The 20,565-nt window shown below is 37.3% G+C and carries 15 protein-coding genes; 3 read left to right on the forward strand and 12 right to left on the reverse strand.

Translation table 11 applies throughout. The features are described 5' to 3' along the window. Positions 1-10: 10 nt before the first annotated feature. On the reverse strand, positions 11-1,327 hold the full coding sequence (tig, locus tag ELD05_RS10530; protein ID WP_127352389.1) for a trigger factor: 1,317 nt from the start codon (positions 1,325-1,327) through the stop codon (positions 11-13). Positions 1,328-1,594: 267 nt separating this feature from the next. On the opposite strand from tig, the gene ELD05_RS10535 reads away from it, so the two are divergent. Further along, positions 1,595-3,079: an L-fucose/L-arabinose isomerase family protein gene (locus tag ELD05_RS10535; RefSeq protein WP_127352390.1), complete on the forward strand. Its 1,485-nt coding sequence runs from the start codon at positions 1,595-1,597 to the stop codon at positions 3,077-3,079. A 70-nt stretch (positions 3,080-3,149) separates the two neighbouring features. Here the strand turns inward: ELD05_RS10535 and ELD05_RS10540 are convergent, their stop codons facing one another. The 8 genes from ELD05_RS10540 to ELD05_RS10575 form a co-directional block, all read right to left on the reverse strand. Further along, on the reverse strand, positions 3,150-4,430 hold the full coding sequence (locus tag ELD05_RS10540; RefSeq protein ID WP_127352391.1) for an L-rhamnose isomerase: 1,281 nt from the start codon (positions 4,428-4,430) through the stop codon (positions 3,150-3,152). 25 nt (positions 4,431-4,455) lie between these two features. After that, a complete protein-coding gene (locus tag ELD05_RS10545; RefSeq protein WP_127352392.1) occupies positions 4,456-5,226 on the reverse strand; it encodes a DeoR/GlpR family DNA-binding transcription regulator in 771 nt (256 codons plus the stop codon). Between the two features lie 36 nt (positions 5,227-5,262). Beyond that, positions 5,263-7,734 (reverse strand): alpha-ketoacid dehydrogenase subunit alpha/beta, encoded by a 2,472-nt coding sequence (locus ELD05_RS10550; RefSeq protein ID WP_127352393.1) that lies wholly within the window; start codon positions 7,732-7,734, stop codon positions 5,263-5,265. A 29-nt stretch (positions 7,735-7,763) separates the two neighbouring features. Next, positions 7,764-9,128, reverse strand: coding sequence for a dihydrolipoyl dehydrogenase (gene lpdA / locus ELD05_RS10555; protein ID WP_127352394.1), 1,365 nt, complete (start codon positions 9,126-9,128; stop codon positions 7,764-7,766). Between the two features lie 39 nt (positions 9,129-9,167). After that, on the reverse strand, positions 9,168-10,553 hold the full coding sequence (locus ELD05_RS10560) for a 2-oxo acid dehydrogenase subunit E2 (protein WP_127352395.1): 1,386 nt from the start codon (positions 10,551-10,553) through the stop codon (positions 9,168-9,170). 83 nt (positions 10,554-10,636) lie between these two features. Then, positions 10,637-11,575, reverse strand: a complete 939-nt coding sequence (gene lipA, locus ELD05_RS10565; RefSeq protein WP_241243696.1) for a lipoyl synthase — start codon at positions 11,573-11,575, stop codon at positions 10,637-10,639. Next, the gene (gene lipB / locus ELD05_RS10570; protein ID WP_127352396.1) at positions 11,572-12,279 is read right to left on the reverse strand and encodes a lipoyl(octanoyl) transferase LipB; all 708 of its coding nucleotides are present in this window, start codon (positions 12,277-12,279) and stop codon (positions 11,572-11,574) included. Before lipB ends, lipA begins: the two co-directional genes overlap by 4 nt. Before the next feature lie 37 nt (positions 12,280-12,316). Continuing rightward, a complete protein-coding gene (locus tag ELD05_RS10575) occupies positions 12,317-13,582 on the reverse strand; it encodes a zinc-binding dehydrogenase (RefSeq protein WP_127352397.1) in 1,266 nt (421 codons plus the stop codon). A gap of 205 nt (positions 13,583-13,787) precedes the next feature. Here ELD05_RS10575 and srlD point away from each other — a divergent pair, with 205 nt between their 5' ends. Together srlD and ELD05_RS10585 are read left to right on the forward strand one after the other, a co-directional pair. Further along, positions 13,788-14,567 carry a sorbitol-6-phosphate dehydrogenase gene (gene srlD / locus ELD05_RS10580; protein WP_127352398.1) on the forward strand — a complete coding sequence of 260 codons (780 nt, stop codon included), beginning with the start codon at positions 13,788-13,790 and terminating at the stop codon, positions 14,565-14,567. A gap of 18 nt (positions 14,568-14,585) precedes the next feature. Next, positions 14,586-15,896 (forward strand): PHP domain-containing protein, encoded by a 1,311-nt coding sequence (locus ELD05_RS10585; RefSeq protein WP_408609358.1) that lies wholly within the window; start codon positions 14,586-14,588, stop codon positions 15,894-15,896. Positions 15,897-15,958: 62 nt separating this feature from the next. On the opposite strand, the gene ELD05_RS10590 is transcribed toward ELD05_RS10585, so the two are convergent. From ELD05_RS10590 to ELD05_RS10600, 3 genes are all read right to left on the reverse strand, one after another. Beyond that, complete coding sequence (locus tag ELD05_RS10590; RefSeq protein WP_127352399.1) at positions 15,959-17,008, reverse strand: class II aldolase/adducin family protein; 1,050 nt, start codon at positions 17,006-17,008, stop codon at positions 15,959-15,961. 25 nt (positions 17,009-17,033) lie between these two features. Continuing rightward, on the reverse strand, positions 17,034-18,320 hold the full coding sequence (locus tag ELD05_RS10595; protein WP_127352400.1) for a class II aldolase/adducin family protein: 1,287 nt from the start codon (positions 18,318-18,320) through the stop codon (positions 17,034-17,036). Between the two features lie 585 nt (positions 18,321-18,905). Beyond that, positions 18,906-20,192: an IS110 family RNA-guided transposase gene (locus ELD05_RS10600; RefSeq protein ID WP_127350861.1), complete on the reverse strand. Its 1,287-nt coding sequence runs from the start codon at positions 20,190-20,192 to the stop codon at positions 18,906-18,908. Between the last annotated feature and the right edge of the window lie 373 nt (positions 20,193-20,565).

The raw sequence follows: 20,565 nt of genomic DNA on the forward strand, positions 1-20,565 counted from the left end.
AATTTTCAGACTATTCTGGTTGGTTTTCAGATTGAGTTTCTTCACTTATAATTTTAGCATTTTCGTATATAAAATCTATAGCCTTATTTAGAATTATACCCTCTTTTATATACTCAATATCATCTTCAGAAAGTCTTTCTTTTAACTTTTCAACCTCTAAGTTGTACATCTTAGCAAGTCTTTCTAATTCCTTTTCAAGCTCTTCATCTGTTGCCTGAATATTTTCTACCTTTGCAATCTTTTCTAATATGAGATTATTTCTAATAGCTTTTGTTGCTCTTTCTCTAAACTGTTCCCTGAACTCTTTATCCGTCTTGCCTATAGCTTCTAAATATTTCTCATATGTCATTCCAAAATATTGAAGATTTCTTACAACATCTTCAACATAGTAATTTATCTGATTTTCTATCATAGGCTCTGGTATATCAATCTCTGTTGCTTGTGCAATTTTTTCTAAGATTGCGTCAATCATCTCGTCCTTTGCTCTTTTGTCATTCTTCTCTTTTATCCTATTTCTAATGCTTGCCTTTAGCTCTTCTAATGTTTCATACTCGCTGACATCCTTTGCAAATTCATCATCAAGCTCAGGAAGCTCCTTTACCTTTATTTCCTTTACTTTCACTTTAAATGTTGCTTTTTTACCAGCAAGTTCTTGGTTCTGATAGTCTTCTGGGAACACAACTTCTATTTCCTTTTCTTCGCCTTTTTTCATCCCAATTAGCTGTTCTTCAAACCCTGGGATGAACCTACCTGAGCCAATTGTAAGCTCATAGTCCTGAGCACTGCCATTTTCAATAGACTCACCGTCAACAAAACCCTCAAAGTCGATTGTAACTATATCGCCGTTTTGAACTTCTCTGTCAACAGATATAAATCTTGCATTTTCCTCTCTTAAATGTTCAAGCTCATGCTCAACCTCTTCTTCAGCAACAGGGTATTCAATCTTCTTGATTTCAACCCCTTTGTACTCACCCAATTCAAACTCTGGTTTGATATACACCTCAGCTTTGTATATAAAGCTCTTGCCCTTGCCAACCTGAACTATGTCAACTTCAGGTCTTGACACAACCTCAAGCTTGCTCTCTTCAATCACCTTAGGATATGTCTCATTTAAAACAAAGTCAATTGCATCATCATAAAATACTTCTTCACCATATGCTCTTTCAATGAGCGACCTTGGTGCTTTGCCAGGTCTGAATCCAGGAATCTTGAAATACTTAGCATTTTTCAAATAAGACTTCTGTAGACCCTCTTCAAACTTCTCAGGTTCAACCTCAACCTCGATTACAGCCTTGTTTGTACCTTTTTTCTCAACCTTGAATTCCATTTGAATCCTCCCTCAAAAGATTTATTTTGAATTAAAATTTTTGTCAACCTTAAAAAGGTTATACTTTAACTATGATATTGTAGCATAAAAGTTTCTATTTTAAAAGTAGATTGAAAAGATTTTTTCCCGCACTTGTACGTGAACAATTTTCTTACAATGATATGGCATTTTGTGGGAATAATTTATTGTATGCACAAGCCCAAAGTTATATAATTATTATAACAAAACATAAAAACTTAATGAAATGTTAGGAGGGATTTTTTCAATATGCTACAAAACATACCCCAAGTAAAGGTAGGAATAGTTGCTGTTAGCAGGGACTGTTTCCCTATCACTCTTAGTGAGAAAAGAAGACAGAAAGTGGTTGAAGCATGCAGAAAAAAAGGTATTGACATCTTTGAGGCAAAGACAACTGTCGAGAATGAAAATGACGTTTTAAAAGCCCTGGATGAACTAAAATCAGCAGGTGTTAATGCACTTGTTGTATATCTTGGCAACTTTGGCCCTGAAGGGCCTGAGACAATGCTTGCACAAAAGTTTGGCGGCCCTTCAATGTTCGTTGCGGCAGCTGAAGAGACACAAGAAAACCTCATCGACGGCCGTGGTGATGCATACTGTGGCATGTTAAACGCATCTTACAATATTGGTCTTAGGAAACTCAATCCTTACATCCCTGACTATCCTGTTGGAGATGCCGAAGAAGTTTCGGATATGATAGCACACTTTGTTGATGTTGCAAGGGTTGTAATAGGTATAAAGAATCTTAAAATCTTCAGTTTTGGACCACGTCCACAAGACTTTTTAGCTTGCAATGCACCAATCAAGCCACTTTACGATCTTGGTATAGAAATTATGGAAAACTCTGAGCTTGACCTGTTTGAATCTTTCAACAACCACAAAGACGACCCGCGCATACCTGAAGTTGTAAAACAAATGGAAGAAGAACTTGGCACAGGAAACAAACACCCTGGAATTTTGCCGAAGCTTGCTCAATATGAGCTGACACTAATGGACTGGTATGAAAAATACCGCGGTAGCTGCAAGTTTGCAATATTTGCTAATAAGTGCTGGCCAGCGTTCCAGACACAGTTTGGATTTGTTCCATGTTACGTAAACGCAAGGCTTGCATCAAGAGGTATTCCAGTTGCATGTGAGGTTGACATATACGGAGCACTTAGTGAATATATTGTAACACTTGCAACACAAATTCCTGCAACAATTCTTGATATCAATAATACTGTTCCAAAGGATATGTACGAAGCAAACAAGGAAAAGTTCAAGGATTACAAGCTCACCGACCTTTTCATGGGCTTCCACTGTGGAAACACACCTATTTGTCATATGAAATATGCTGAGATGAGGTACCAGCTCATTATGCACAGACTCTTAGAGCCTAATAAAGAACCAGATATAACACGTGGTACACTCGAAGGTACAATAAAACCAGGTGAGATAACAATATTCAGACTTCAGTCAACAGCTGATTGTATCTTGAGGTCATATGTTGCTGAAGGTGAGGTCATAGACGTTGACCCACGTTCGTTTGGAGGAATTGGTGTGTTTGCAATAAAAGAGATGGGAAGGTTCTATAGATATGTACTTATCGCAAAGAGGTTCCCGCACCATACAGCTGTTGCATTCAAACACGCAGGAAAAATCCTATTTGATGCAATGAAGATGCTCGGTGTTGATGACATATCATTCAATCAGCCAGCTAATATGCTATATAAAGATGAAAATCCATTTAAATAATATGGAAATCAAGAAGGGGCTGCATAATCATTTAAAAGTGTAAAACGCTGCAGCCCCTTTTTCGTACCTATTACATCCTATTTTTCAAAACCTTCTCTTCATATTCTGTCACCTTTTCAAGCCATGTGCTTCCCACTGGAACACCACTGTCGTAGCAGTATTTATTCCACACAGCACTAAATGGTAAGGTTTTGAATTCCTCTAAAAGTGCAAGTCGCATCCCAAAATTCCCTTCATTTTCAGCCTCAATCAAAAGATGTGTTGGTTCCAAGAGTGCAAAAAGAATTGCTTTTAAGGCAGCCCTTGCCCCTGTTACCCATGCAGTTATTCGGTTTATGCTCGCATCAAAGAAGTCCAAAGCAAAATAAACATTGTCAAATCCATTGCTTCTTTTTACTTCTTGTGCAACAGACAAAACTTCGTCGTTCAAAATCACAACATGGTCACTGTCCCAACGCATACCACGGCTGAGATGCAAAAGTATCTTCTTTGAATATGCCAACACAGCTGAAATCTTGTCTGAAATGGTTTCTGTTGGGTGGAAATGTCCAAGGTCAAAGCAGATTGCAATATCGTGTTTGCTTGTAAATACATAACCCATGTAAAACTCGTGCGAGCCAACCACATATGCTTCTGAACCTATGCCAAATAACTTACTTTCAACAGAATCAATGAGATATTGTTTGTCAACCTTTGCATCAAATATCTCATCAAGCGACTCTTTTAAGATTTTTCTGTGCTCATACCTTTGTACTGGAAAGTCTTTAGAACCATCTGGTATCCAGATATTATTAATGCAAGGCTGACCTGTTTCTTTGCCCATGGCTGATGCAATCTCGCGTGATTTGATAGCATGCTGTATCCAGAATTTTCTAATACTTTCATTCTTATTTGACAGAGTATATCCTGACGATGCCTTTGGATGGGCAAAAAAGGTAGGATTAAAGTCAAGTCCGATGCCCTTTTCTTTTGCCCAGTTTATCCACTTTTCAAAGTGTTCCACTGAAAGCTGGTCTCTGTCTACTTTTTTGCCATTCGTCTCAGCATAGATAGCATGAAGGTTTACCTTGTGTTTGCCAGGAATCAAGCTCATTGCAAATTCTAAGTCCTGCCGAAGCTCTTGCCCATTTCGCGCTTTACCAAAGTAATTTCCTGTTGCTAAGATTCCGCCACCGCCCATTCCTTTTGTTGCTTCTTCAAACCCTGTCACATCATCTCCTTGCCAGCAGTGCAAAGAGATTTTTATCTCTTTCATCTTTTCCAAAACTTCATCTGTGTCAACTCCAAACTGGGCATAAACCTCTTTTGCCCTCTCATACTCCAGCAAAATTTTCTCACCATCAAAAACCATAGCTAATAACTATCCCCCTTTTTTTTTATTCACATACAATGGTTACCCCTTTTTTAATTGCTGCCTCTTCAATTTCTTTTGGAGGTCTTTTTTCACACACCCAAACGTCAATATCATCAAGCTTTGCATACGTAAATGGCATGTTCCTGCCAACCTTAGATAAATCCATCAGCATAACAACCTTATTCGAACGTTCTAAAATTCTTCTTTTGAGCTCCCCCTCATAGATATTTGCAACACTAAAACCACTGTCAACTGAAAATCCAGAGGCACTCATAAAGGCAATGTCAATGTTTATACTGTCAAGAGAAAATATAGCATTTGGTCCAGAGACAGACAAAGTGTTTGAGTTGACAATTCCACCAAGCATTACAACAGAAATATTTTTCTTTTTAACAAGCTCGAGCGCAATGTTAAGCCCACTTGTAATAATGGTAAAGCTGTCATCGTCAAGAATTTTTGCAAGACACATGATGGTACTGCCTGCATCAAAGTATATAGACCGGTTCTTTTCAACAAGCCTTTTTGCAAAAGTGGCTATTTTCATCTTTGCATCTATGTTTTCTGCAGCTCTTTTAGAATACTCATCCTCTTGCCCACTGATTTGCCATAACTTCTTTGTGCTAACAGCACCACCATGTGTCCTTATCAAATGTCCTTCCTTTTCAAGTGTTATAAGGTCACGACGCAGAGTCATAAGAGAAACGTCTGGGAAAAACTCTTTTAACTCTTGGAGTTGAATCTCTCCTTTTTGTTCTAAGATATTTAAAATTTTTTCCCTTCTTAAACTATTCACAAAATCACTCTCCAATGTTCTTTCCTTTATATAAAATCATATACCAAGTTTGTTTATTCTCAAAATCTCATTGGTTGTAAAGTTGTTTTTAACAACATGTCCTTTTAGTGGCATAATCCTTTCATGTATAGCGTCAATTATCCAATCAGCTTGCGGGAAGAAATAGTTCTCAAACTCATAGGCAGGCACAATCCAATTTTTAGAACCAACAACAACCGGTGGTGCATCTAAATAGTCAAAGGTAAGGTCAGCTATTGTAGCAGCCATATCTTTGAGAATTGACCCTCTTGCGCATGCATCACTTACAAGAAGGATTTTACCTGTCTTTTTAACAGACTCTATTACCTTTTCGTAGTTAAATGGAACAAGCGACCTTGCATCAATTATCTCACAACTTACTCCATACTTTTCTTCTAAAATCTTTGCCGCATCCAATGCCCTGTACAAAGCAGCACCAACTGTTAATATTGTAATATCTTTTCCTTCTTTTTTGATATCAGGCTCCCCAATTGGTACTTCATAATACCCTTCTGGCACACCTTCTTCGTGGAAAAGCTCGCCAATATCATAAAGTCGCTGGCTCTCAAAGAATATCACAGGGTCTGTGCCGCTGAGTGCAGCGTTCATCAAACCTTTCGCATCATATGGGGTTGCAGGAAATACAACTTTTAGACCGGGTATGTGAGAGACAATGGAGCTCCAGTCTTGTGAATGTTGTGCACCATATTTAGAGCCAACTGAAACTCTCACAACAACAGGCATCTTAAGCGTGCCTGCGCTCATTGCCTGCCATTTTGCAAGCTGGTTGAAAATCTCATCCCCTGCTCTTCCTATAAAGTCACAGTACATTATCTCAACAACAACTCTGCCACCACACATTCCATACCCAACAGCTGATCCTACAATTGCACCCTCTGATATGGATGTATTAAATAGTCTGTGATATGGTAAGGACTCTGTAAGACCCCTGTAAACTGCAAACGCACCGCCCCAGTCTCTCAAATCTTCACCATATGAAATTAGTGTTGGGTCTGTGTAAAACTTGTCAATTAAAGCTTCAAATATAGCATCTCTTAGGTTAAATACCTTTGCCTTTGGAACAGGCTTTCCGTCTATTATGCCAACCCTTATCTTGTTCTTAATCTGCTTAACGCGTGGATTTTCTTCTTTTGGGATTAACACCTCTGGAGGTCTTTCTTCCATTTTTTCAACTTTCTGATTTGAAAACATATATTGAGCAATTCCATCTGGATTTCTTATTAAATTTATTCTCGGTGACACATTTTCATCAACAGCAAGTGTACATATTTTTGTGATAAGCTCCTTTACATCTTGCTGTAATTCATTGATTTTATCCTCTGTTGCAACCCCTACCCTAATTAATTCATCTTTGAAAGTTACAAGTGGGTCTTGTGAAGCCCAAACTTCAAGCTCTTCTTTTGTCCTATATGTTGATGAGTCTGAAGGTGAGTGACCTGTAAGTCTATAAGTCACAACGTCTAAAAGCACTGGACCTTGCTTTTGTTCAAGCAAATATTTTTTTCGCTTCATAGCATCTATCACAGCGAGAGGATTGTAGCCATCCACCCTTTCTGCATGCATCTGCTCAGGGTTGACACCTGCCCCAACCCTTGCAAGCATGTCATAGCCCATTGTCTCACCGCGTGTCTGTCCACCCATTGCATACTGATTGTTCATGAAATTGAATATAATGGGAAGCCCTCCTCTGTACTCTCCTTTCCACAACTTTTTGTACTGGTCCATTGTAGCAAGACACATAGCCTCCCATACAGGCCCACAACCCATTGCTCCATCGCCAATGTTTACAATAACTATTCCCTTTTTATGATTTATCTTTTTATAAAGCGCAGCGCCAACAGCTATGTCTGCAGATCCACCAACTATTGCGTTGTTTGGATAAATTCCAAACGGTGGGAAGAACACATGCATTGACCCACCCAAGCCTTTTTGAAAACCTGTCTCCCTTCCGAAAATCTCTGCAAGTACTCCATATAAGAAAAAGTCAATTGCAAGTTCTTTGACATTGCCCTTTTCTTTTTGCTTTCCTTCAACAACTTTCAAAATTGCACCATCAAAATAGCTTTCCATAATACTAATTAACTCATCTTCACTGAGCTTCTCAATTGCTGAAAGTCCCTTTGCTATCACCTCGCCATGGCTTCTATGAGAGCCAAATATAAAATCGTCCTTGTCCAAAATAAATGATTGACCAACTGCTGCCGCCTCTTGACCAATTGAAAGATGGGCAGGTCCTGGATAGTCGTATTTTATACCATTGTACTCGCCTCTTGTTTTTATTAATGAAAGCATTGTCTCAAACTCACGAATGATGAGCATATCGCGATAGATTCGCAAAAGGTCTTCATTTGAAAAGTTTTGTCTTTCCTCTTCAAGAGTTTTGTTGTATTGATTTACTGGAATATCATAAAATTTTATCCAACCACTTTTCCTGACCTCATTTGGGTCAATAAACTGTGACTTTGGCATCTTTTCAAATTACCTCCCCCACAAAATATTTAAATCTCAAATATAACCTCTCTTATAATCTCACTGACTGTTGGATGTGGAAAAACAAGTTCTTTTATGTCATCAACCCTCATCTGAGCTTCTATCATCAAGCCAACACCATATATAATCTCCGAAGAGTAGTTTCCAATCATATGACAGCCCAAGATTGTCTTTTTCTTTTTGTCAATCAAGATTTTACAAAGTCCATCAAACCCATCATTCTCAGCAACAAACCTTCCACTGTATAGCATTGGAAGCTTAACAATCTCATAATCAAACCCTTTTTGAGAAGCTGACTCTTCTGTCTCGCCAACCCATGCAACCTCAGGATTTGTATACACAACAGAGGGAATAGCCTCATAGCGCATCACATCTCTTTTCCCAATTATATTGTTAATACATACTTCTGCCTCTCTATATGCTGTGTGAGCAAGCATAAGCTTTCCGTTGACATCACCTGCTGCATAAACCTCTGGTACATTTGTCTTAAGCCTTTCATCTGTCTTTATTCTGCCTTTTTCTACCTCAACACCGATATTCTCAAGCCCAAAACCTTCAACATTTGGCCTTCTTCCGCTACTTAAAAGCACTTTTTCTGCCGATTTCTCAATAAGCTTACCTTCCTTTTCGTAGACTACTTTACTATCTTTTATCTCAATTACCTTTGATGAAAGCTCAAACTCAATTCCTTTTTTCTTGTAAGTATTTAACAAAATATCTGAAATCTCTCTGTCCATATTCCCGCCAATGTGGTCAAGCATCTCAATTACTGTTACTTTTGAGCCTGCAGAATTGAAATATGAAGCCATCTCAAGCCCAACAATTCCACCACCAATTACAACAAGCGATGTTGGGATGGCATCTAACTCCAATATCTCTCTATTTGTTAAAACATACCCCTTTGCAAGTCCTTCTTTTATGCCGCTGATTGGTGGCACAAACGGAGAGGACCCTGTTGCGATAAGAAGCCTGTCTGCAATGTATTCATTGTTGTTCACCTTAATGACATATCCATCTTTGTTCCTTCCAAGAATCTCAGCAAACCCATCTACAACTTCTACATTGTTCTTTCTAAGTTTACTTTTTATTCCTGTCACAAGTGTTTTTATCACCTTGTTTTTTCTCTCAAGTACCATCTTGTGATTAAGTTTAATTGACTCTACTTCAACACCATACTTTTGACTGTGTTTTGCACTTTCATACACCTTTGCAGAGTACAACAAAACCTTTGAAGGAATGCATCCTTCGTTCAGGCAAACACCACCTAAAAATCTCTTTTCGATAAGAAGTGTTTTAAGCCCATTTTTCCCTGCTCGCTCTCCAGCCAAGTACCCAGCTGGTCCCCCACCTATTATGATTAAATCGTATTTCAACTTTTGCTCACCCTCTTTTTACAAACTCTATTATTATCTTTAGCATGCCAACAAAAGCTCAAAATTCTCAAGCCACTTTTTCAAATCCTGCAAAAATCTTGCTGCATCAGCACCATCAAGTGCCCTGTGGTCAAATGTCAAAGAAAGTCCCATTGCAGGATAGTAACTAATCTGTCCATTTTGAGCTTTTGCACGCATCACTATTGTATTAACACCAAGGATGCCTGTCTGAGGTGGATTGAGTACTGGTGTAAAACCTTCTATTTCAAAACTGCCTAAGTTTGTGACAGTAAATGTTGCACCTTTTAAAAGGTCTGGATTTATGGTACCCTTTCTGCAAAGCTCTGCTAATTCTTTTGCCTCTTTTGATATCTGATTGAGTGACTTTTTATTACTGTTAAAGATTGTTGGAACCATTAAGCCTCTTTCAGTGTCCACTGCAAACCCTAAATGAACATTTTTGAAATATCTCATCTTATCGTCCAAAAAATGAGCATTTAATGCTTTGTGTTTTGGAAGCACTCTTGAGACTGCAAAAAGTATGATGTCGTTTATAGTAATATCTTCAAGACCAAGCTTTTCCCTATTTTCCTTAACCCTTTTCCTAAACTCAAGGATATTGCTTGCATCAAAGGAGGTGTGCAAAGTGAGCTGGGCCGTTGTTGTAAGTGAAAGGTACATCGCTTTTGCAATAGTCTTTCTGATATTAGAAAGAGGAGCTTCTTCATACTCTGTTTCATCTTTGATAATTTGCGCTGAAAGCTCAATATCGCTTTTTTGGATCTTAAAGCTCTCTTTTGCCTTTTCAACGTCAGATGTTGTGATTCTTCCACCAATTCCGCTTGGTTCTACATCTTTTAAATTTCCAACCTCTTTTGCTTCAGCTTTAGCTGCAGATGTAAATACATATCCAGAGTTAAAAAGCTCCAAGATATCTCTTTCAATTATTCTTCCTTCAGGTCCTGTTGGAGTTGCAAACCTATAATCAACATTTAGTTTCTCTGCCAAATTCTTTGCCCGCGGTGAAATTTTTATTCTCTCAGATGATTGTAAACTTTCTTTGGGTTTTCTCGTCTCTTGAGAAACGTCCTCTTCCTTTTTTACTTCATTGGAGATCTCGGCATTTTCAGGAACAGCAGCAGTATTATCAGACACTTTCTTGGGATTGTACAAGCTTGCATCCTCATTTTCTTCGCCTATCACAGCTACATTTGTCAAAACAGGTACCTCTTCACCTTCCTCAAAAAAAATGTCCAAAAGTATACCACTTACCTTTGCCTCTTCGTCAAAACTTGCCTTGTCTGTCTCATATGAGAATAAAAGGTCACCTGCTTCTACTCTCTCTCCTTTTTTTTTGTGCCACTTTGTTATAATGCAGCTCTCTACTGTCTGCCCTTGTTTTGGCATAATTACAGGAGTTGCCATTTCAAAAACCCTCCAAAGCGTTATTTTTTAACATCATTTTTGAAATATTTTTTCATTTACTTGAAAACTTTTTTCATCCTTAGCTAAAATGATATCACTTTGTTTGTTTTTTTGTCAATATTATTTGTACTTTTCTCTGCTGTGTTGTTAAAATTTTTGAAAGACTCAAATACTTTTGTTGCTTCTTCTGCTAAGTAAGAACTTCTCACAAGAGGATTCGACATAACATACCTGAATCCAATGGAAATGGCATATTCTCTGTACTCCTTAAAAATATCAGGATGAATATATTCAACAACAGGATGATGTTGTTTTGATGGTGACAAATACTGACCGATTGTAACAAAATCACACTCAACACTTCTCAAATTTTTTAAAACCTCTTTCACCTCTTCTTTAGTCTCACCAAGTCCAACCATAAGCCCCGACTTTGTGTATATCCTATCATCTATCTTCTTTGCCATTTTTAAAACGCCAAGTGACCTTTCATAATCTGCTTTTGGTCTAACAGTTGGGTACAGGCGGGGCACAGTCTCTACGTTATGAGAAAGCACATCAGGTCTTGCTCTTACAACCTTGTAAATTGCCTTTTCATCTCCATTAAAATCAGGTATAAGAACCTCAACTTTGGTTTGAGGATTTAACTCCTTTATCTTCTCTATCACATTTGCAAAATGCTCTGCTCCGCCGTCCTCTAAGTCATCTCTTGTAACAGATGTGACAACAACATACCTTAAATTAAGTGCTTTCACAGCCTCAGCAACTTTTTGTGGTTCATTTTTATCTACTTCTTGGGGTTTTCCTTTTTTGACATCACAAAATGTACAATTTCTTGTACAAACATCTCCTAAAATCAAAAAAGTAGCTGTCTTTTTTGAAAAACACTCAAAAATATTAGGACACTGTGCTTCTTGGCACACTGTATGAAGTGAAAAGTCTTCTAAGAGTTTTATAACCTCTTCTACATTTTGATTTGCTTTTATTCTAATCCTCAGCCAATCAGGTTTTTGGGTTTGCATTATTTCTCACTATCCTTTGCTTTAACTTCTATAATTTCTTCTAAGTCTTCTTTAGACACAAACTTAAGATTTGCACCAAATACCTTTCCAAAATACTTTGCTACCTTGTACACTACATCATCAAATTCAACCTTATGCCCAAGCAATCTTTCCAACGAGGTCACACCTCTATCTTTCAAACCACAAGGAATTATCCACGAAAAATGCTCAAGATTGGTATTGACATTGAAAGCAAAACCATGCATAGTAATCCATTTCTTCACTGCAATACCTATTGCCACAATTTTCTCTCCTCCAACCCAAACACCTGTGTATTGCTTTTCATCTCTATATGCTTCAATCCCGTACTCATCTTTTAAGAGGTTTATAAAAACCTCTTCCAAAAGCCACACAAACCTTTTTATGTCCTTTCCAACATTAGATAAGTTAAAAATGGGATATCCCACAATCTGACCTGGACCGTGGTAAGTCACATCCCCGCCACGTGTTATCTCAAAAACCTTCACTCCCATTTGCAAAAGCTTCTCTTGGGGCACTAATATATTTTCCCACTTTCCACGCCTTCCTATTGTAATTACAGGTGGATGTTGTAATAAAAGAAGTGTATCTTCCAATTCATTTGCTACTCTTAGCTTATGAAGACGCTCTTGCAAGTGCAGAGCATCTTCGTACTCCACCGTTCCTAAATAGCAAACATTCAGACTCAACTTCAGTTCAACCTTCCTTTCAAATTTCTCAAAAAATCTATATCTTTTTTGCATTTGCCAAGAGAAAATCCTCTGCTTCTTTGCACCAAAGCCCATTGTTTCTCTCTACTATTTTTGCAAGCTCTGCAAAAAGAGGGTCTGTTTTGCCTTTTTCCTTAAAGTCTTCAATTGCGACAAGGTCAAGCTCTATATTGGTGTAAATCAGCTTTTTGCCACCGGGAATCTTTGGAAGATTTAATGTTGTCTCAACAACAGCATTTAACCCCCCAATATGAGTAATCATGGCAGCAGGGTTAATAATACCCTTTCCCATAAGATCAAGCGCTTCAATCATATCATCTGTATTTCCACCACTTGTTCCAACAACATGTGTTGAGTTATAGTGGACATTGTAAAAATTCAAAAGTGCTGAGAAGTTAGGGTCCGATGGACCTGCAAAAAAGTTTAAGCATCCATCTCTTGCTAATATTCTGTCCGCAAGCTCAACTAGTTCTTTAACTGGCGCAAACACAAATACATCATCAAATCCTTTTCCGTCTGTGAAAGACAGCAAAAGCTTTTCAACATCTTGGGTGTTTGCAGTGTTTATATAATAAAGGTCAACTCCATATTTTTTTGCTTCTTCAGGCGTATAGATAGAGCATGCTCGTGTAAGTCTTTGCTCATTTATATCTGTCACAACTAAAACCTTTGGTGGTCTTGGTCCATGTATTGCGTAGTCAATTGCACCAAGTCCCATTGGCCCAGCACCTGCTAAAATTGCCATATTACCGCCTTCTAATGTTCCCATCTTATGTATATACTTTCCTGGCTCTGTATGATAGCTTGCGTGAAACGCACCTATTATACAAGACATAGGCTCTGCTAGTGACCCGTAAAAAAACGCATCCCCCTTATATATCAAAAGACAGTTTTGTTTCATGACCTCGTTTGGAATTATTATGTATGTCGCATCTCCGCCTATATACTGAAAAGAATAACCTGGTGCGGCATAAGGATTGTCTTTTAAATTCAAAGCAGGCTGAACTGTAAACTTATCACCAGGTCTGAATTTATCTTGCCACTTTTTACCTACTTCAATGATCTCGCCACAGAATTCATGCCCAATGATAACTGGATTTTTATCTATGTCTTTTGGAACTCTTTTGTGTTCGTTTCCTTGAATTGCTGCCTTATATGAGGACATACAAAGACTATCAGATACTACTCTTGCAAGAATTTCATTATCTTTTATCGGTGGAAGTTCAAATTCTTCAAGCCTCAAATCGTTTTTGCCATATAATCTAACTGCTTTTGTTTTCATTTTTTATACCCTCCCTTTAAAATCAAAAATTACACTCAAACAATAATAGCTTATAAGACAATAATAATACATTTGATTGAAAAAATCAATAAAGTCAAAAATAAAACAAATTAATATAGACATAAACAAAATATTTATTGTATAATTAATATTAGATAAGCCTAAAAATCAACATATTAAAACAATGTCAAAGGAGGTACGAAAAATGAGTTGCAAGCGATTAGAAGGACAAGTTGCAATTGTGACAGGTGCTGCCCAAGGCTTAGGGGAAGCTTTAGCACGCAGGCTTGATAAGGAAGGATGTAAAGTTGTTGTTGCAGATATAAATTTTGAAGGTGCTCAAAGAGTTGCAAGTGAGCTTACTGAGGCCATTGCTGTAAAGTGTGATGTCACAAACGAGCAAGAGGTTGAAGCAATGGTTAACAAGACAATAGAAACGTTTGGACAGCTTGACTTGATGGTTGCAAATGCAGGAATATTAATTGCAAAGCCAATTACAGAGTTTTCCTTAGCTGAGTGGAAAAAGGTTATTGATGTAAACCTTATTGGATATTTTCTCTGTGCAAGGGCAGCTGCAAGGGTTATGATTCCTCGCAGAAAAGGCAATATAATCCAAATAAACAGCAAGTCAGGAAAGAAAGGATCATATAAAAATTCGGCTTATTCTGCCTCAAAATTTGGTGGGATTGGACTTACTCAGAGTCTTGCGCTTGAGCTTGCCGAATATGGAATAAGAGTAAATGCAATCTGTCCTGGCAACCTTCTCGATTCACCACTTTGGGTCAACAGTCTGTATGAGCAATATGCAAGAAATCAGGGCCTTACTCCTGAACAAATTCGAGAAAAGTACCTCAGCCAAGTTCCTTTGAGGCGTGCTTGCACATATGATGATGTTGCAAATGTACTTGTATTCTTAGCATCGGATGAAGCAAGTTACATGACAGGTCAGGCAATCAATGTTACAGGTGGTCAAGAGATGAGATAAAATTAAAGAAGGAGTAAGATGATAATTATGAGCCGTGAAATTGAACATCTCATTGAAAACTTAAATAGCAAAGACAAAAAGGTACGTCTTTCTTCACTTTCTGAGCTTATGAAAAAAGTGGAGATTGGAGAAATCAATCTTCCACCAAAAAGCAGTGTGATAAATAACCATATACATACGTTCTACTCGTTCTCGCCATACTCGCCATCAAAGGCAATTTGGATGGCAAGAGCATCAAGCCTCCCCACAGCTGGTATCATGGACCATGACACAGTTGCTGGAGCTATTGAATTCATTGAAGCAGGCAAAATAGCCCAAATTGCAACTACCATAGGTGTTGAGTGCAGAGCAGATTTTTCAAAAACACCTCTAAATGGTAAGAAAATTAACAATCCTGACCAAGATTCCATTGCCTATATTGCAATCCATGGCATACCTCATACAGAAATTAACACTGTTATGAATTATTTTACGCCATATTTAAAAAAGAGAGTTGAGAGAAATAAGCTTATGGTCGAGAATATAAATGAGCTTTTATCTGTTTTTGATATTCACCTTGATTTTGAGAAAGATGTCGTGAGTATCTCAATGTACCATGAAGGTGGTAGTATCACAGAGCGTCACATCCTGTTTGCTCTTTCAAAAAAACTCACAGAAAAATTTGGAAAGAGCAGCAAATTGGTCGAATTTTTAAAAAATGAACTTAAAATTAAACTTTGGCCAAAAGTAGAGCAAAACCTTCTTGAGAGCGAAAACCCCTATTATGAATATGATCTTTTAGGTGCTTTAAAAAGTGATTTTATTCAAAGATTTTATATAAAAGCAACTGATGAGTGTCCAGACATAAAAGAACTTGTTGAATTTTCCGAAAGAATTGGAGCAATAATTGCATACGCTTATTTAGGTGATGTGACAGAGTCTGTGACAGGAGACAAACCAAGCGAAAAATTTGAAGATGAATACCTTGATCAGCTGTTTGAAGTCTTAAACTATTTAGGAATAAAAGCTGTTACCTATATGCCCTCACGAAATACCATCCAGCAGCTTCAAAGGGTACGAAAGTTGTGCGAAAAATATAACTTTTTACAAATAAGTGGTGAAGATATCAATTCTCCTCGCCAAAGCTTTGTATGTGAAGCTTTAAAAAACCAAGAATTTGAAAATTTAATTGACACAACTTGGGCACTAATTGGACATGAAATAATGGCAACTCACGATAAAACCTTGGGTTTTTTCTCAAAGAAAATGCAAGAAAAATTCCCAGATTTAAAAGAGAGGATTTCCTATTTTAAACAAGTTGGACTTAGGGAGTGGAAAAATGCTTTTTAAAAGAGTTTACAAAAAGGAAAAAAGCTACAGCCCATGCTGTGTCGGACTGTAGCTTTTTGTTTTTATTTTGTCATTTCTTTAATCAATTTCTTTCTATACTCTTCGCTTTCCCAGTTCTTGATATAATTTGTACTGTCCTCTGTCATAGTTTTTATTGTAAGGCCCAATTTCTCAATTTGTTCTATTACATAGAAGTATGCCAAAAGCGTCTCTTCAATTGCCAAGGCTTCTGAGTATGTTGTGTTATAAGTTACCTCTTTAGATTTAGCATTAATCTCTATTTTGGAATCATCTGCGTAAAGATTAGAGTTTATATAGACAAGCTGGTCAGGATACAATGAGTATTTTTCGAAAAAAACAGGAGTTACATTTTTACTTGCTATAAAATCATATATGAACCTTGTTCTGCTTTTGTACTTCTTTTCATCAATCTTTTCTAATTTTACAGTGGGATATCTTCCTTTTATGCCCAATCTTTTTTTAATTAGATTATTCACCTTTTCATGTATTTCAAGAGCTTCTTTATAAACATTTGAAGATATTATAAGGCCATGATTTTCCATGATTAATATTTTGGACTTTTCCTTATCCTTCTCATCTAAAGTTGAAATTCTTTTTTTAATCTCTAATGTCAGCCAAAACCCGGGGTTAATGTAGGGTATCCAAATAAGATTGATACCTTCTTCACTTAAAACTTTTTGGACTATTTCTTTGCCTTCGTATGAACATGCCAATATGTTTGCATATACAGAGTGAGAATGTATGACATACTTGTCAAGTACAGAGTGAAATCCAACCTCAACTGAAGGTCTCAATACATTTTCTGTTGGCCAAACGATACTTTTTATTGCAACATCTACGCTTTCTTTTTCAAAATCATAACCACCAGATGTATCAACGTTATCATAGTAATTTTTTATCTTGCTGTAATCTACTATAACATACCCCTCTTGTTTAGTAACCTGACTTAACCTAAATCCAGACGCCTTTATTGCCATAAGAGTTGAATCCAACTTTACTGATATATTCCCACCGCCACCTTGAACATAATCAATTCTTTTTCCTATCCTTTGGCACATCCTGACAAGTTCCAGCAAACCCTTGCTTTTCATCTCATCCTTCCTTTCAAAATTTGTTTTAGAGCTTGAACGCTTTTTCAATCTCCTCAATTTCCTCTTGGCTTATTAGCATCACCTCACCTAAATTTTTTGCATCAATCATTGCCTTTGCAGTAAATTCCAAAACCTCAAGCTTATCAAATGCATCAAGAAGGTCTTTACCGACAACAATTACACAATCATTTTCTACAATAACAGCTGGGGTTTGTTTTGAAAAAACATCTGCTGTCATCTTAGGCTGCATAAATGTAGAACCAAACGGAATCTTCTTCACGTTTCTTAGTTGAATGTATGTCTCAGGGACTGTTTTTGAATCAAATTCATTGTCAGTCACAGCAAATGCCATTATGTTTGGCGGGTGTGCAATTATAATTGCATTGACATCGGGATGTTTTTCATAGATATACTTGTGAAGAAGAACTGACCTACTCGGTCTTTTTCCAGCCTCCTTATATCCATTTTCTATTCTGACAATATCTTCCACATCAATGTATTTCCTGTCCACCATATATGGAGTTATTATAAAAGAATTTCCATTTAACCTTTGTGAAAAAGTGCCTTGTGTACTTGTAAATAATCTTTGGTCATATGCTCTGTGAATAAGCTCACACATTCTCTTTCTTGCGTGTCTTTCGAAGCTTGAAAAGGTCTTTGGAATAAACTCATCCATCTTAATATCCTGTTTTGCCTTTGAAATCTCAAGGTCTTTTGGCCGTAAAGCTTTAGGATTACCTATTGCCCTTGCTCTTATCTCAAGCTGAGCACAAAAATCCAAAGTCTCAAACGCCATAAAAGCCTTGAAAAGGTTTTCTGCACCTACAACAATTCCGTGGTTTGCCAAAATAGCAGTGTTAATACCTCTTTTGAAGGCATCTGCAATCTTTTGCCCAAGCGCTGTGCTGCCTGGTAGTGCATAGTCAACAAGCTCAACTTCGCCACATATCAAATGTACATTTGGAATAAGTTTTGTGTTTGGAATCTTTCTTGCCAAACTAAACGCCATAATGGCTGGCGGATGAGCATGAATTATAGCTTTAATATCTGGCCTTGATCTGTAAATCATCTCATGAAAAGGGAGCTCAACAGATGGCTTGTGTTTTCCTACAATCTCACCATTGCTTTTTACAAGCACTATGTCATCCGGCTTTAAACTTCCTTTGTCAATCCCAGATGGTGTAATCCATATATCGCCATTTTCGTCCATTATGGAAATATTTCCACCTGAGGTTGTCGTCATACCATATCCATATATCCTTTCCATTATCATGACTATTTGGTCTGCTGGATGAAGTAATTCAAATTTCATAATATATACTCCTCTCTCAATATACCTTTGATTTTCTCAAAATATCTCGCGATTTCTTTAAAATTCGCTATCGAAACAAATAATTTTGTTCTTGATATTGTTATTATTGCTTTATTCTACCATACCTAGCTTAGACTCAGCCTCTCTCTTGTATTTATCTTGTTGCTCTACCATATTACGGCGGGTATCTATCCACAACAACCATGGTGTTTACCCTCTCATGTCTCTCAGGGTCTTTTCTCACTTGCCCTCAATTCCCTCGTCCCATCTACCATGGCGTGGACGTCAGTTATGCTCGTATGCAGGGTCTTCGCCCGTATGGAGGATGTACTCTGACCACCCGCTCACATTTTTCAATCTACTTTCTATAAAAAATCATTTAATCCTTTCTCCTTCATTTCTTAACCATCAATACATTTTCTAAGATGTGAACTATTATTAAAAGGGGCGCTTTGCTACTCGACATGACTTAATCTCCTCGCAAAGCTAAGAATTTCTTTACCCCCTCAAGATGTGAATCACTCAAACTATTTCTCCTGCTTTAAACTAAGAATGTTCAAGCAATTTTTCTCACTTCGCTTCACTTCACGCTGTCCTTGCTAAAGCCTCTCTCTTTATATCGCTCAACATCTTGTTCCCATCATACTTTACGCCTTTTTTCAAAATCGCATAAAACACCCTTATCAATTTACAACACAGTGCTATTAATGATTGCTTCTTCTTCAAGGGATTGTTCTCTCGCGTGGTGTAATACCTGTGCAGCTGCTTAAATTCTTCATTCTTTGCTACTATTGTAATCATGGCCTTGAACAAGCTACTTCTGAGCCTTCCTCGCCCTCTTTTACTTATACACGTCTGACCCTTGTACTTGCCAGAACTATTCTCAACTATATTGAGTCCCGCTAATTTCTGTATCTGCTTCGAATCCTCATACCTCTTTATATCTCCAACCTCTGAAATAAATCCAACTGCTGTCTTCACTCCAACACCTTTTATTTCAAGAAGCTTATCGCCATTCGGCACCTCTTTCAAAAGCTCTGCCATCTCGGCTTCTATCTCTTCTACTTGCTTGTTTAAAAGCTCATATTCTTCAAGCAAATATTTTATCTCTTGTCTTGCCAGCTTTCTACCTTCTTTTTTACCTATACTTCTTTTGGCAGCTTCTGTTAAATCCATCGCCCTCCTGCGACTAATCGCTCGCTTATCTACTTTGTCACGCCAGTACTCTATAATCCCTTCTACTTCCTTCCCTACTACATCACAAGGCAATGGCATTTCTCTCAGCGTCGCTATTGCTGTCTTGCCTTCCCAATCAGAAAATACTCCTAAAAACTCTGGAAAATATATATCAAGCCAATTGATTATTTGATTTTTTAAAACATTCAGCTGTTTTTGAAGCCTTTCATATATGTTCATCGCTACTCTCATCTCAGCATATATACCCTCGGGTATATTTGGTTCTGTGTATCTTCCATCCTTCACAAGCATTGCTATCGTCTTCGGATCCTTTATATCACTCTTAGTTTGCGTGTTATCATCAAGCTCCTTGCTCCTCTTCACGTGAAAAGGATTCACTAATACCACTTTTATGCCATTCTCTCTTAAGTACTGCTCAAAGCACAGCCAGTAATGCCCTGTAGGTTCTATCCCAACTATCATACTCTCCTTGCCATTTGCTTTCATTATCTTATTTGCCCAATCCAGAAATTTTTCCATACCTTCTTTCCTATTCTCAAATTCTATTCTCTTACCAAGCTCCACTCCTCTGAAGTCAAATGCTCTACCAACATGCCTTTCCTTTGCTATATCTACTCCTACAACTAAAGTTCTTTCTGTGACTTGTAATATCTTTTCATTTTGTGTATACTTCAAAGAGGGTACCTCCTTTGTTGTGTTTTTTCGTAAGTTGTACAACTTACTTTATTAATTTTATCAGGAGGTACCTTATCTTTTCAAATCTCTTTTCTCTTCATTTTCACTCATTTTCGTTCATTACAGGAATGCTCGTATAATATGATTATCAAATCACTTAAAACTTCATATCTCAATTGGTACATTTAATTATCAGTACCAATTGATTACTGGAAATTCATTTTGATAATGCACCTTTCTTAAAACACTCATTTCTCAAAAATTGAATATTAAAATTGACTGCTACAGTTTAAATTTGCCCTTTATCTTTGGTAAACTAAAATCAGAAAAAGTTTAAGCCTGATTTAGTTTATTTGGATATATTTTGAACACC

It is taken from the genome of Caldicellulosiruptor changbaiensis, assembly GCF_003999255.1.
Taxonomy (GTDB): domain Bacteria; phylum Bacillota; class Thermoanaerobacteria; order Caldicellulosiruptorales; family Caldicellulosiruptoraceae; genus Caldicellulosiruptor; species Caldicellulosiruptor changbaiensis.